Raw genomic sequence first — 14,030 nt, forward strand, 5'->3', positions numbered from 1 at the left:
GAGCTTGCTCGCGATGAGGCCGTGAGATTCAACATTCATGTCAATTGCCAGGCCGCCTTCGGGAGCAGGCACGCGCCCACAGGGGGTTGCGCGGTATCAATCCACACGCAGCACGATCTTGCCAATGTGATCGCCACCTTCCATGCGCGTATGGGCTTGGGCCGCATCGTTGAGCGCATAGACCTGGTCGATCATCGGCCGGCACCGCCCGGCGACGAGCACGGGCCAGACGTACTCACGCAGTTGTTCGGCGATCGAGGCTTTTTCTTCCCGGGTGCGTGCGCGCAACAGCGAACCGGTAATCACCGCGCGCTTGCCCATGATGGCCAGCAGATCGACGTCCCTGGCATGAGCGCCACCGAGGAAACCGAGCATCACCACACGGCCGTCCATGCCCAATGCCGCGATGTTCTGGTTCAGGTACGAACCGCCCATGATGTCGAGGACGACATTAACCCCCTGGCCGGCGGTTTTTTCCTGTATGACCTGGACGAAGTCCTGATCGCGGTAGTTGATCGCTTCGGCCCCCAATTGACGGATCACCGCACACTTTTCCTCGCTGCCTGCGGTGGCGAACGCCTTGATGCCGAACTCGCGGCACAACATCAGCGCAGTGGTGCCGATGCCGCTGGTGCCACCATGAATCAGCGCTCGCTGGCCTTTGCTGGCGCCGCCCATGTCGAACAGATTGGCCCATACCGTGAAGTAGGTTTCCGGGATCGCTGCCGCTTGCACCCAGTCCATGCCCTCGGGGATCGGTAGCGTCTGGCTGGCCGGGACCGCGCAATACTGGGCATACCCGCCACCGTTGGTCAGTGCGCAGACTTTGTCGCCGACGATGAAGTCGCTGGCACCTGAACCAATGGCGACCACTTCACCAGCCACCTCAAGCCCCGGAATCGGGTTCATGCCGGGTTTCATCGGGTACTTGCCGGCGCGTTGAAGCACGTCAGGACGATTGACCCCGGCGGCGTGCACGCGGATCAGCACTTCGCCAGGGCCCGCCACAGGCAAGGGCACCTGACGCGGTTGCAGGACTTCGGGTGCACCGGGCTGGGTGATTTCAATCTGGGTCATGGTTTGAGGGAGGGTCATGATGGATACCTGTTGTGATTACAAAAAACGTTTCGGTTCGACGTGTTGAACCCGTGTGGGAGCGAGCCTGCTCGCGATAGCGTCCGGTCAGGCACTACGGTTCCGGTGCCATCGTCCTCATCGTCGGAACGCCGCCCGGAGCGCGCTCGCTCCCACACGGGTTTTGCGTTGTTCATGCAACGGTCGGTTTGATGCAGGCGCCATCATTCGGTTGACCCAGTGAACGCACAGCCAGCTCCAACAGCAATGCGACAACGATGGCCCCGGCCGCGATCACGAACATCAGGGCGTGATGGCCGCCGCTGGCGTTGAACAGCGCCGAGTAGGCAAACCCGGCGATGGCCTGGAAGGTGGCAAAGGACACAGTGGCGCGACTCCAGGCGATCTGCTGCCGGTGATGCCCGGGAATCAGTTCGTGAACCCGCGCCAGGGCCAGTGGCACGATGCCTGGCGGGAACGAACCGAGGATCACCGCCAGCAAGGCCAGTGCCCAGAAGGTGCTGGAGATCGACAGCAGGCCGACGGCAATCGCTTGCACCACCAGCACCAGTCGAATGCTCGACTTCGCCCCCAGTTGGTCGGCCAGAAAGCCGTAGCTCACAGGCCCGGCAATCGCCCCGAGGCCGTACATCACCCAGATCAGCGCGCCGACGTGTTGCCCGGCCCCCAGCCCACGGGCCACGTAGTCCACCAGGAACACCATGGCCGGCACCAGCCCGGCCGCCATGAGCGCGTACTGGGCAAACAACAGGTAGACACTCGGGTTTGTCGTCGTTGACGCGCTATCGGTCGGCGTGGTCGCCGGTGCGTGGGGCGTGGCCGATGGCCAGCCGAACCAGCTGACCGCGGTCAGGACCAGCGCCAGCAAGCCCAGGCCGAGCCAGGTTTGTTGCAGACCCAGGCTCAGCAGGGGCGGAACGATCGTCCCCGATCCGGCAATGCCCAGGCCGATCCCGAGAAAGATCGCGCCACTGGCCAGGCCTTTGCGCGAAGCCGGCACATGCGGCAACACCGTTGCCGCCACCAGCACCATGATCGCGCCACCGGCAATGCCGGACAGCAAGCGCCAGGCGAAAAACCAGCTCACCGACAACGGAAAGGCACAGGCGAAGAACGCCAGGGTCACCGCCAGCATCATCAGTCGCAGGGCAGTGTTGTTGGAGGTGCGTCGAGCCAGCGGGTGACCGATCAGCGCGCCGATCAGATAGCCCACCAGATTGGCGGCGCCGAGAAATACCACGTCACTGGCGCTGAACCAGTGGGCCTGGATCAGCGAGGGAATCAACGGCGTGTAGGCAAAACGCGCCAGACCGATGCTGACCAGGCTGGCGCAGAGGCCGGCGAAGATCGGCATCCAGATTGCGCTGCGCGGGGCAGGGGTGTGAGATGAGGCGTTGAGCATGAGCTTTGTCCTGTGGGGTTACTCTGGGGGCCAGCATATCGGGGTTTTATGATGCAATAATGCTGCGATTTCACGTTGCAGCGATGCGAATATGCATCAGTCGGGGAGAGGCCTTATGAACTGGGATGATGCACGGGTATTTCTCGCGGTCTGCCGCGAATCAACGCTGCGCGGAGCCGCGCGGGTGCTGGGGGTGGATCAGGCCACCGTAGGGCGGCGGATCACGGCGCTGGAGAAGTCCTTGAGCGCAACGTTGCTTCTGCGTACCTCCGAAGGCTATGCCCTGACGGCGGTAGGCGAAGCCGCGATGCGCGCGGTGGAGAAAATGGAGCTTTCGGCACTGGAACTGGAGCGCCGGATCCAGGGCCTCGATGACCGGCTTACCGGCACGGTACGCGTCACCACCACCGATTCCCTGGCCATCGACTTCCTGATTCCGGCGGTCGCCCGCCTGCATCAATTGCATCCCGATGTGCGGGTGCAACTGGACGCCTCGACACAAATCCTCAGCCTGGCCAAACGCGAAGCCGACATCGCCGTGCGCAATACCCGGCCGGATAACCCCGACCTGATCGCCCGGCGAATCGCCCGCTGGCCCGTGGGCCTGTTCGCCTCACAGGACTATGTGGACGCCCACGGCGTGCCGGAGCCGGGAGCGGCCTTCGAGGGGCATGATCTGGTGGTGTATCAGCCTTATTTGCAGGGTGGCAAAGACATGAGCCTGGTCAACGAGCCCTTGGGGCGCGGGCGGATCGTCGCCAGCCTGAGTTCCAGTCTGTTGGTGCGCCGCTCCATCGCGGCAGGCGTCGGGCTGGGGGAAGTGCCGGTGTACATGGGGGAGAGGGACGGGCTGGTCAGGTTATGGCCCGAGCGGACACGACTGCTGCCCTATGACGTCTGGCTGGTGACCCACGCGGACTTGCGGCATACCGCCCGGGTGCGGGCGGTGATCGATGAGATTGTCGCGGGGTTTGCGGGGACGGGGGAATAAACGGTGGCCAGGGAGCAAGCTCCCTGGCCTAACAGTTGGTGTTCAAGGCATTTCCGGCAACTCTTGCGGACGCAGATCGAACACCAGGACTTCGGCATCCACGCCGTTACTCAAGGTCAACAGCTGTTCCTCGCGAACCCGTACGCCATCGCCTTCCTGCAACGACAGGCCGTTGAGTTCGACACTGCCACGAGCCACGTGCACGTAGGCATAGCGGTTGGTGGCCAGTTCCAGGGTCGCACTTTCCTTGCCATCGATCAGTCCTGCGTACACCCGCGCGGCCTGACGCACCTTCAACGAACCCTCGGCGCCGTCGGGGGAGATGATCAGCTGCAGGCGACCGCGTTTTTTCTGCGTGCTGAAGTGCTCTTGTTGGTAGCGTGGCTTGGCGCCGCTGACGTCCGGCACGATCCAGATTTGCAGAAAGTGCACCGGCCGGCTGTCCGAGTGATTGTATTCACTGTGCGCCACACCGCTGCCGGCACTCATCAACTGCACGTCGCCGGGGCGGATCACCGAACCGGTGCCCAGGGTGTCCTTGTGTTCCAGCGCGCCTTCGAGCACATAGGAGAAAATCTCCATGTCACGGTGCGGGTGCTGGCCGAAGCCTTTGCCGGCCGCCACGCGGTCGTCGTTGATCACCAGCAGGTCGGAGAAGCCTTGCTCACGCGGGTTGCGGTAGTTGGCGAAGGAAAAGGTATGGAACGACTTCAACCAACCGTGATTGGCGGCGCCGCGTTCCGAGGCTTTGCGAAGGGTCAGCATGATGAAATCTCCTGTGGGGACGTTGATTCGTCCGAGTGAGGAGAAGGTTAATATTTACTCGTTGATGCAATAAGTAGATGAAAATTGAAATACTGTCCCCCTCAGGTTGACAGTTTTGCGAAATGAATCACCGACGTTCGCCGTGAATTTAGCCATAATGCTCAACACACATTTTTAATGCCGGGCGCGAACCCTGTGGGGGCGGACTTGCTCCTGCGGGTTCGATGCGCGGGTCTTCCTTGATTTCAATGATGATTCAAACCCATGAAAACCGTGGCAATGGTGCTGTTCCCCGACTTTCTCCTGCTCGATATGGCCGGGCCGATGGAGGTGTTTTCCATTGCCAACCGCTATCTCAAACCCGCCGACCACTATGTGCTGACGACCATTGGCACTGAACCCGGCGCACTGCGGGCGTCCAATGGCGTGAAGGTGCAGGCCGACCAGCCTATCGACCAGGCCTGTGACGGCTTTGATTTGCTGCTGGTGCCCGGCGGCCCCGGTGCCTACAACGAAAAACATCCGCCCTTGCTCGAGTGGCTCAAGCACAACGTCAGTCGATCCCGAACCTATGGCTCGATCTGCACCGGGGCGTTTGTGCTGGGCCATGCCGGTCTGCTCGACGGCTTTCGCGTGACCACCCACTGGCACTACACCGAGCGCCTGATCAAGGGCTTCCCCAGGGCCACCGTCGAAACTGACCAGATTTACATCCAGGACCGCAACCTCATCACCTCTGGAGGCGTGACGGCGGGCATCGACCTGGCGCTGGCGGTGGTCGCTGAAGACCATGGCAAGAAAGTCGCCCAGGACGTGGCCAAGGTGCTGCTGGTGGTGATGAAGCGCCAGGGTGGCCAGGCACAGTTCAGCCCGTTGATGGCGGCGGTCGCCCCCCATGAAACGGCCATCACCCGGGTGCAGAACCATGTGCTCGAACACCTCGACGAAGCCTTCAGCATCGAGCGCATGGCCAGTCTGGCCAGCATGAGCCCACGGCATTTCGCCAGGGTGTTTGCCCGGGAAGTCAACATGACGCCCATGGAGTTTCTGCAAGGCGCACGCATCGACTGTGCCCGCAACCTCCTGGAAACCGGCGATTTGCCGCTCAAGACCGTGGCGTTCAAGAGTGGCTTTGGCAGCGTGCGACACATGCGTTTTCTGTTCAGTGAAAAGCTTGGCCTGACCCCGACCCAGTACCGAGAGCAGTTCAGCTAGCCCGTGTCCGTCGCGCGCACCGTAATGGCCGTGACGCTCCCCCCGTGGCAGTTGTACCGTCACCCAAGCCTGCCAAGATATCGTTGAACTCATTGCAAGGAAGGTACGGAGCCTGGATGGACTCGCGTGCCGGGCAGGTTCCAGCAGGTGACGATGCATGAATAGCCTCAGAGATATCAACGGCGACACGGTGCTGCACTTCGGCCCCTTCGCGTTCCATCTGAATCAACGCCTGGTCGTGGAAGGCAATCAGCCGCTGCGCCTGGGCGGACGGGCCCTGGATATCTTGCAGGTGCTGGTCGAGCACGCAGGCTCGGTGGTCAGCAAAGACGAACTGATCGCTCAGGTCTGGCCAAGGTCGGTGGTTGAGGAAATCAACCTGCGCGTGCACATCGCCGCACTGCGCCGGGCCTTTCGTGACGGGCAGAACGGTCACTGTTACATCGTCAACATTCCCCAGCGTGGCTACAGCTTCGTCGCACCGGTGCAACAGGTCGCGGCGGCCGCGTCCGTCGCCTTCGAAAACCTGCAAAAACCTCAGCACAACCTGCCCGCGCGCCTGACTCCGGTCACCGGTCGCGATGCAGTGGTCGGCAGCCTGGTGCGGCAACTGCCGGTACGGCGCTTCATGACCCTGGTCGGGCCGTGCGGCATCGGCAAGACCACCGTGGCCGTGCGAGTCGCCGAACTGCTGCTGCAGCATTACCGTGACGGGGTGTGGCGGGTGGATCTGGCGATGATCGATGATCCGGCGCAAGTGGTCGATCATCTGACCCGCACCCTGGACCTGGAGGTGGGCGCCGACCTCGATGCGCTGGGGCAATGGCATGCGTTGCTGGTTCTCGACAATTGCGAGCACGTGCTCGAACGTTGCCGGACACTGGTCGAGGCGCTGCTGATCGCGGCACCCCGGCTGTCGATTCTTGCCACCAGCCGTGAACCGCTGTTGGCCACGGGCGAATCGGTCCTGTTGCTGCCACCGCTTCTGGTCCCGAAAGCGTCGGCCCTGGGCAGTGTCGCCGAGGTCATGGGCTATTCGGCGGTGCAGCTGTTTGTCAGCTGTGCCCGAGCCCGCCAACAAAGCTTTGCCTTGCGCGAACAGGACCTCAAGGCGATACGCGAAATCTGTCAGCACCTCGACGGCTTGCCCCTGGCGATAGAGCTGGCGGCGGCGCAGATCGATGCGTTGGCGTTGGTGGGGCTGCAAGCCCAGCTGGGTAACTGTTTTCAACTGCTGACCCGGGGGCGACGCACCGCCGTGCCGCGCCACCAGACGCTCAAGTCCGCCCTGGACTGGAGTTATGAGCGGCTGAGCCCGGTGGAACAAATCGTGCTGCAGCGTCTGGCAGTGTTCAAATCGGCGTTTACCCTGGACGCGGCGATGGGGGTGATCAGTTGCGCAACCTTGTTGCCCGCCAACCTGCGCCACGTGATGGAGGGCCTGGCGCTGAAATCGCTGCTGTCGCGCGAACAGGTCGATGGGCTGACGCGCTACCGTTTTCTCAACACCACCCGTCGTTACGCCCTGGAAAAACTCGAACACAGTGGCGCCTTATGCACCTTCGAAATGCGTTACGCCACTCACATCGCTCGGGCCCCCAAGCCATCAGGCCGGCAAGTGCTCCTGCAACTCGCCGAGTAGGCGTCGCACGGCGATCAGGTCCGGGGTGGCATAGCCTTCGGTAAAGCGCTGGTAGATCGGCGCCAGCAGCTCATGGGCTTGCCGATAGCGTCCCTGACGCTGCCACAGCCGCGCCAGCGAAGTGGCACTGCGCAACTCCCAGGCCCGGGCTCCCTGGTGCTGCGCTACGTTGAGCGCCCTGATCAGCACGCTCTCGGCAGCGTCGTTGCTCGCCGGGCTACCGGCTGCCAGCAGTGCGTCGGCCCGGGCCCGCAGAATCTCCGCCGTGCACCAGCCCGCCGCGCCGGTGTCGGCGCGTTGCAGCAAATCGTCATCGATGAATGTGCTGTCCAGCGTGACCATGATTTCCTTGATCAAACCTGCGCCGGGGCCTGGCAATGCCGGCGCGTCGGCACGGTGGATGACCTGCGCATAGTGCTGAGCCCAGGAATAGAACAGCTGTACCGAGTGTTTTTGCGCCTGCTCCTGCAGCAGGCACAAGAGCTCGCGGGCGGTGCGGGTGTCGCCGTTGTAGTGGGCGATCAGGCAACCCGACAGTGCCAGGGTGTAGCAGATGGACGTGCCGTGATTGATCTGCAGCGCAATGTCCAGCGCCTGTCGGGCCGTGCGCCAGGCCTGTTCCGGTTGGCCCTGGATCCAGAGGATGCGCGCGAGGATGGTCAGGGCGGCGACGCTCTGGTCATATTGCACACCAAAACCATGGGTGAAGCGGTTGAGATGGCCGCTGTGGGCCATGCGCTGGATGACTTCCTCGGCATTCACCCGTGCCCGATGCTGATCCCCGGCGAAGTGCAGGGCCAGCACCCGAAGGCGGTGGGTACTGAGGTCCAGTAGCGCATCGCCGTTGAGCCCCAGGCGGTCGAATTGCTGGCTCTGTTCCAGGGCCATTTGATAGTTGCCGCAGCTGAGGTTGACCGCCAGATGCCCGGACACCGCACGCAATTGCCCGGCCACATCGTCACAGAGCCTGGCCAGGGCGCGGGCGCTGACGAAGGCTTCGATGGTTTCCGCCGTGCCGCCCTGAGCGTGATAACAGGCGCTGCCCAAGGCCAGTTTCAGGGACATTTTCAAGCGCGGGCAGGGCTCGGGTGCCGCTTCGAGCAAGGCCAGCGCCCTGCGCACATACCCGCCGTGCTCCTTGAGCAGCGACAGTTCCTGCCACAGGGGCGTCGAGGTCGCCGTCAGACGGATCGCCAGGGTGTGCGGCCCCGTTACGGACAATCCCCAATCGAGCGCCGAGCGGACGTCTTCCAGGCTACGGGCATAGCGCTCGATCCACAGGCCGGTCGGAATGTGCTCCCAGTCGTTTTGCGCCTGATGCATCAAGGCCAGGCAGCGTTCGGCATGGCGTTCGCGGGTGGCGGGCAACTCGCCGGCCTGTTCGAGTTTTTCCAGGGCATAGCTGCGCGTGGTGTCGAGCAGACGGTAAAACACCTCTTCGTCACCGACGTCCACGTTCAGCAGGGATTTGGCCACCAGTTGCGTGATCGAGCCAAACACCTCGCGCGTTTCCACCTGTTCGCCGACGATCACCGCCGCTGCCGACGCCAGGGTAAAGCCGCCACGGAACAACCCGAGTCGGCGCAGGCAAGTTTGTTCGCAGACACTGAGCAGATCGAAGCTCCAGTCCAGGGTGGCGCGCAGGGTCTGATGCCGGCCCAGGGCTGACTGGTTGTGCGGGGTGAGCTGGCGAAAGCTGCCTTGCAGTTGCCTGAGCAAACCTTCGAGGCCAAGGCTGGCGACTTGCCCGGCCGCCAGTTCCAGCGCCAGCGGGATGCCATCGAGGCGACGGCAGATATCGATGACCCGCGGCAGATCGGCATCAGTCAATTCGAAGCTGTCGTGGCTGGCCATGGCCCGTTCGACGAAGAGTTGCAGCGCGGAAAAAGTCAGGGCCTGGGCGCGGTCCAGCACGGCGATGGGCGGGGGGCAGTCCAGGGATTCCAGGCGTTGAACGAATTCGCCTTCAGCCCGCAGGCACTCGCGGCTGGTGGCCAGGATGTGCAGATGTGGCGCGCCACGCAGCAGGCTCTCACACAGCAGCGCCACGCTGTCGATCAGGTGCTCGCAATTGTCGATGACCAGCAGCATCTGGCGTTCACGCAGGAACTCGGCGAGGTTGTTCAAGGGTTCTGCATCATGCAGGGACAGCTCGAGCAGCGTCGCCAGATGACCGGTGATCATCGACGGATCGTTGATCGGCGCCAGGTCCAGCAGGCGAATCCCGTCCCGATAACGACCGATCAGCTGTTCGGCGACCCGCAGGGCCACGGTGGTCTTGCCGATCCCGCCGGGGCCGACCAGGGTGATGAAACGCTGGCGCGGCAGGTGCGTCATCAGGCTGTCGACCAGCGCTTGCCGGCCGATCATGCGGGTGCGGCGCAGGGGCAGGTTATGGCTGCTCGATTCGACCGGCTCGCTTGGCCGGTCGAGCTCGATGTGCTCCAGCGAGTACGGCGCGACAAAGCTGTAGCCACGCTGGGCCACGGTGACGATATAGCGCTGGCCGGCCTGACCGTCCCCCAGCGCCTTGCGCAGGGCGGCCATGTGCACCCGCAGGTTGATTTCTTCCACCACGCTGTTGGGCCAGATTTCGGCCATCAGGTGTTGCTTGCTGACCACATTCCCGGCGTGTTCCAGCAGGATCAACAGGATATCCATGGCCCGCCGGCCCAGGCGCAGGGGCCGCTCGGCCTCCATCACCAGGCGTTGTCCGGGGTAGATCCTGTAGGGTCCGAAATGGACAGCCTGCTCGGGGGAAAAGGTCAACGGGTCACTCCTGATCGCATACGTCTAGTTCGCGGCTTTCGAACATGTTTATCAGTTTATTTCCCGAACGCAATGCATGGCTCGGGTGACTGCAGGGTGCCAGTATCGACCGCTGTGTTTGCCAGCCTATTGCCCAGTCCCGTGTTAATTGGGCTCGAAGCTGACAAAGGCGCGGTCGAGGCTTTTGGCGCGCCAGGAAAAATTAACAACGTTTAACTCGTCCTGCGTCCGCTCTACACCCAAAACTCCAATTCTGTAAGCGTTGTCGTCGACTGCGAACCGTTGATTTTAGCTTCTAAAATCAAGCGCAGCCTGCGGCGACACCTACATGGATTTTGCATGTCTGGAGGACACCGCAATGAGCAAGGTGGTCGTGGTCTATCACAGCGGCTACGGCCACACCCGGGTCATGGCCGAAGCCGTGGCTCAAGGGGTGGAGCGGCACCTGGGCAGCACCTGCCGGCTGATCGCGGTAGAAGAGGTGGACGAGCACTGGGAGCACTTGCACCAGGCCGACGCAATCATTTTCGGCGCCCCGACCTACATGGGCAGCGCCTCCGCCGCCTTCAAGGGCTTCATGGAAACCACGGCCGCGTTTTACCTGGCGCAGCCGTGGCGCGACAAGCTGGCTGCCGGCTTCACCAATTCCGGCTGCCTGTGCGGCGACAAACTCAATACCTTGCTGCAGATGGCCGTGTTCGCCGCCCAGCATTCGATGATCTGGGTCGGCCTCGACCTGTTGCCCGCGCGCTCCGGCACCGGTGTGTTCGACGGGCAATTGAACCGGCTGGGCAGCTCGCTGGGCGCCATGGCCCAGTCGAATGTCGAACAGTCCCCCGACCTGGCGCCGCCCCCCGAAGACCGCTGCACCGCCGCCCATCTGGGTGAGCGGGTGGCGCGGCTGGCCGAGCGCATGGGGCCCGTATCCGATTGATTCACCCCCAACCCCCACGAAAAGGAGCACGCCTCATGAGCACGTTCACCACCCGCGACGGCACCGAGATTTACTACAAGGACTGGGGCACCGGTCAGCCGATTGTCTTCAGCCACGGTTGGCCGCTGAATGCCGACAGCTGGGAATCGCAAATGATCTTCCTGGCGTCCAAGGGCTACCGCGTCATCGCCCACGACCGCCGTGGACACGGCCGTTCCAGCCAGCCGTGGTTCGGCAACGACATGGACACTTACGCCGATGACCTGGCGCAATTGATCGAGCACCTGGATTTGCGCGACGCCGTGCTGTTCGGTTTCTCCACCGGAGGCGGCGAAGTGGCGCGCTACATCGGTCGTCATGGCACCGGTCGGGTGGCCAAGGCCGGGCTGATTTCCTCGGTGCCGCCGTTGATGCTCAAGACGGCGGCCAACCCCGGCGGGCTGCCGATCGAGGTGTTCGACGGCATTCGTCAGGCCTCACTGGCGAACCGTTCGCAACTCTATAAAGACCTCGCCAGCGGCCCGTTCTTCGGCTTCAACAAGCCTGACGCCAAGCCGTCCCAAGGCATGATCGACTGGTTCTGGATGCAGGGCATGACCTCCGGCCACAAGAACGCCTACGACTGCATCAAGGCGTTTTCGGAAACCGACTTCACCGAGGACCTGAAGAAATTCGACGTGCCGACCCTGGTGGTACACGGCGACGCCGATCAGGTGGTGCCGATCGAAGCGGCGGGCATCGCTTCGGCGGGACTGGTCAAGGGTTCGACGTTGAAGGTCTACCCTGGCGCGCCCCATGGCTTGACGGACACCCACAAGGATCAACTCAACAGCGATTTGCTGGCGTTTCTGAAGGGTTAATCCCGGAGTATCACAGCAGGGTTGCATCGCAATAACGCAACCCTGCAACAACCCGGCTTGCCGGCGAAGGCGATCGTGAAATCGCCATCGCCGGCAAGCCGTGGGCTTACAGGGACAATTGAGGGAGGGAACGCACAACCCGGCAGCGCCAGGCAAACGGATTGATGCCTTCGCTGCGGGTGAACATGTGGCAGAAGTGCGCCTGATCGCAAAAGCCGCATTCGAGGCTGATTTGCGTGAGGCTCAGGTCCGTGTGTTGAATCAACAGCTTGGCCCGGGCGATGCGCTGTTGGCGAATCCATTCCTGGGGCGAATGGCCGGTGCTGCATTTGAACGCACGGGAAAAGTGACTGCGCGAGAGGGCGCAGGCCCGGGCCAGCTCGGTGACTTCCAGGCTGTCGCCCAGGCCATCGAGGATCAGTTGCTTCACCAGCCGTTCGCGCTGTGGGCTGAGGCCGCCACTGCCGGTGTTGCAGGGTTCGCTGACCGGGGCGCGGGCGAGGGTTTGCTGTGAGTGAGCCATGTCCAATGTCCGTGTCGGTGGGAATGCAACGGCGTACGGCCTGTTGGCCAGTGCCTTCCCTCTGGAAGAAAAACAGCTCTGCGCAGAGGTTTTCATTCTTGGGCGCGGCCCTGTGGCTGACGAGTTAAACGTTGTTAATTCCTCCCGGCTGAAGCGGGCAGTTTTGAGTAAAGTCAGAGACAATCATTGCCTTCGCGCCTGGCTAATCACACAAGGGAACCGTGCCCATGAACCGTAACGATCTGCGCCGTGTAGACATGAATCTGCTAGTGATTTTCGAAGCCTTGATGTTCGAAAAAAACCTGACCCGCGTGGCGGAAAAATTGTTCATGGGTCAACCGGCGGTCAGTGCTGCCCTGGGGCGGTTGCGCGACCTGTTCGATGACCCGCTGCTGTTGCGCAATGGCCGTGGCATGGAGCCGACCGCGCGGGCGCTGGTGATTCTCAAGGAGCTGCAACCGGCGATGGACACCATCTCCGGGGCGGTCAGCCGGGCCAAGGAGTTTGATCCGGCGACCAGTTGCGATGTGTTTCGTATCGGCCTGTCGGACGATGCCGAGTTCGGCTTGTTTCCGCCGCTGTTGCGTCAGCTGCAAGAAGAGGCGCCAGGCATTGTCGTGGTCGTGCGCCGGGCCAATTACCTGTTGATGCCGGCGTTGCTGGCATCGGGGGAAATCTCCGTGGGCGTGAGCTACACCACGGACCTGCCGGCCAATGCCAAGCGCAAGAAACTGCGCGACATTCCCTGCAAAGTGCTGCGTGGCGACACGCGGCCAGGGACCCTGACCCTGGACGAATATTGTGAACGGCCCCATGCCATGGTGTCGTTTTCCGGGGACCTGAGCGGCAACATTGATCTGGACCTGGCCAAGCTCGGTCGCACCCGCCGGGTGGTGTTGGGGGTGCCGCAGTTCAGTGGCTTGCGCGCGTTGCTTGCCGGTACTGAAATGATCGCCACGGTGCCGGACTACGCGGCCTGCGCATTGGTGGAAGGGTGTGGCTTGCGTGCCGAAGACCCGCCGTTCGCCATCGACGCGGCGCAATTGTCGATGGCCTGGAGCGGGGTGCATGACAATGATCCGGCGGAGCGTTGGTTGCGTTCGCGGATCAGTCAGTTCATGTCGGTGTCGTTGCCGATTCCGGGTTGATCGTGGTCGCCTTTGATCTACTGCAGGAGCTGGCTTGTCGGGGCGCCGCATCGCAGCGATGGCGGCCTGACAGCCGACCTGTGTGTTGTTGACCGCGTACATATCCGTTTCCGCGGTAACGGCGACTTAGGGTTTCGCCCTTACGGCGACTCACTTTTTTACAAGCGCCTAAAAAAGTAAGCAAAAAACGCTCGCCCCGGCGTCCGGCCCCTCGCTGGGGCTCAGGGTTCCTTCGCTACGGTATCCATCCGGGGACACTGCCCTCCGGTCTGCTTCGCGACGACCTACATGCAGCGTGTTCGACTGCGTCGAACGGCGCTGCGCGCCACTCCCCGGATGCACACCTCCACTCAGCCTCCCGAAGGGGCGGGTGGATCAAGATCAAGCGCTGCAGGCGAGCTAACGCTCGGCCTGATGAGTGGTGAGGAGCGGATGGGTTTACGCCGTCGTGCTTTTCTGTGGGAGCTGGCTTGTCGGGGCGCCGCATCGCAGCGATGGCGGCCTTATAGCCGACCAATCACCCGCAGGTGTACCTTATCCAATGTGGGAGCGAGCCTGCTCGCGAAGAACGTCCAGGCAACGCGGGCATTCAGACAGTCCGCGTGATCATTGACGACCATCGTCGGAACGCCGCCCGGAGCAAGCTCGCTCCTACAGGCACCTATGTCGCCCCGTGGACGATAGCC

The 14,030-nt window shown here is 62.8% G+C and carries 11 protein-coding genes; 6 read left to right on the top strand and 5 right to left on the bottom strand.

The genetic code is table 11. The features are described 5' to 3' along the window. Positions 1-96 precede the first annotated feature (96 nt). Positions 97-1,095 (bottom strand): NAD(P)H-quinone oxidoreductase, encoded by a 999-nt coding sequence (locus ACX3YF_RS19565; protein ID WP_130207878.1) that lies wholly within the window; start codon positions 1,093-1,095, stop codon positions 97-99. A 172-nt stretch (positions 1,096-1,267) separates the two neighbouring features. Continuing rightward, complete coding sequence (locus ACX3YF_RS19570) at positions 1,268-2,497, bottom strand: YbfB/YjiJ family MFS transporter (protein ID WP_458974119.1); 1,230 nt, start codon at positions 2,495-2,497, stop codon at positions 1,268-1,270. Between the two features lie 115 nt (positions 2,498-2,612). Here ACX3YF_RS19570 and ACX3YF_RS19575 point away from each other — a divergent pair, with 115 nt between their 5' ends. Continuing rightward, positions 2,613-3,488, top strand: a complete 876-nt coding sequence (locus tag ACX3YF_RS19575) for a LysR family transcriptional regulator (protein ID WP_458974120.1) — start codon at positions 2,613-2,615, stop codon at positions 3,486-3,488. A 42-nt stretch (positions 3,489-3,530) separates the two neighbouring features. Here ACX3YF_RS19575 and ACX3YF_RS19580 read toward each other — a convergent pair whose 3' ends face one another. Further along, complete coding sequence (locus tag ACX3YF_RS19580) at positions 3,531-4,253, bottom strand: pirin family protein (protein WP_458974121.1); 723 nt, start codon at positions 4,251-4,253, stop codon at positions 3,531-3,533. A 264-nt stretch (positions 4,254-4,517) separates the two neighbouring features. On the opposite strand from ACX3YF_RS19580, the gene ACX3YF_RS19585 reads away from it, so the two are divergent. Together ACX3YF_RS19585 and ACX3YF_RS19590 are read left to right on the top strand one after the other, a co-directional pair. Then, positions 4,518-5,468, top strand: a complete 951-nt coding sequence (locus tag ACX3YF_RS19585; RefSeq protein WP_130207886.1) for a GlxA family transcriptional regulator — start codon at positions 4,518-4,520, stop codon at positions 5,466-5,468. A gap of 157 nt (positions 5,469-5,625) precedes the next feature. Next, the gene (locus ACX3YF_RS19590; RefSeq protein ID WP_458974122.1) at positions 5,626-7,110 is read left to right on the top strand and encodes an ATP-binding protein; all 1,485 of its coding nucleotides are present in this window, start codon (positions 5,626-5,628) and stop codon (positions 7,108-7,110) included. Here ACX3YF_RS19590 and ACX3YF_RS19595 read toward each other — a convergent pair. Continuing rightward, positions 7,075-9,879 carry an ATP-binding protein gene (locus tag ACX3YF_RS19595; protein WP_288100991.1) on the bottom strand — a complete coding sequence of 935 codons (2,805 nt, stop codon included), beginning with the start codon at positions 9,877-9,879 and terminating at the stop codon, positions 7,075-7,077. The genes ACX3YF_RS19590 and ACX3YF_RS19595 overlap by 36 nt on opposite strands. Positions 9,880-10,237: 358 nt before the next feature. Here ACX3YF_RS19595 and ACX3YF_RS19600 point away from each other — a divergent pair, with 358 nt between their 5' ends. Both ACX3YF_RS19600 and ACX3YF_RS19605 read left to right on the top strand, forming a co-directional pair. Next, entirely contained in the window at positions 10,238-10,813 is a 576-nt protein-coding gene (locus ACX3YF_RS19600; RefSeq protein ID WP_130207892.1) for a flavodoxin family protein, read from the top strand. A gap of 35 nt (positions 10,814-10,848) precedes the next feature. Continuing rightward, complete coding sequence (locus ACX3YF_RS19605; RefSeq protein WP_130207894.1) at positions 10,849-11,673, top strand: alpha/beta fold hydrolase; 825 nt, start codon at positions 10,849-10,851, stop codon at positions 11,671-11,673. A 106-nt stretch (positions 11,674-11,779) separates the two neighbouring features. Here ACX3YF_RS19605 and ACX3YF_RS19610 read toward each other — a convergent pair whose 3' ends face one another. Beyond that, positions 11,780-12,196 carry a helix-turn-helix domain-containing protein gene (locus ACX3YF_RS19610; RefSeq protein WP_130207896.1) on the bottom strand — a complete coding sequence of 139 codons (417 nt, stop codon included), beginning with the start codon at positions 12,194-12,196 and terminating at the stop codon, positions 11,780-11,782. 227 nt (positions 12,197-12,423) lie between these two features. On the opposite strand from ACX3YF_RS19610, the gene ACX3YF_RS19615 reads away from it, so the two are divergent. Beyond that, on the top strand, positions 12,424-13,344 hold the full coding sequence (locus ACX3YF_RS19615; RefSeq protein WP_196584694.1) for a LysR family transcriptional regulator: 921 nt from the start codon (positions 12,424-12,426) through the stop codon (positions 13,342-13,344). The last annotated feature ends 686 nt before the right edge of the window (positions 13,345-14,030 follow it).

The organism is Pseudomonas fluorescens group sp. PF-69, from assembly GCF_054481235.1.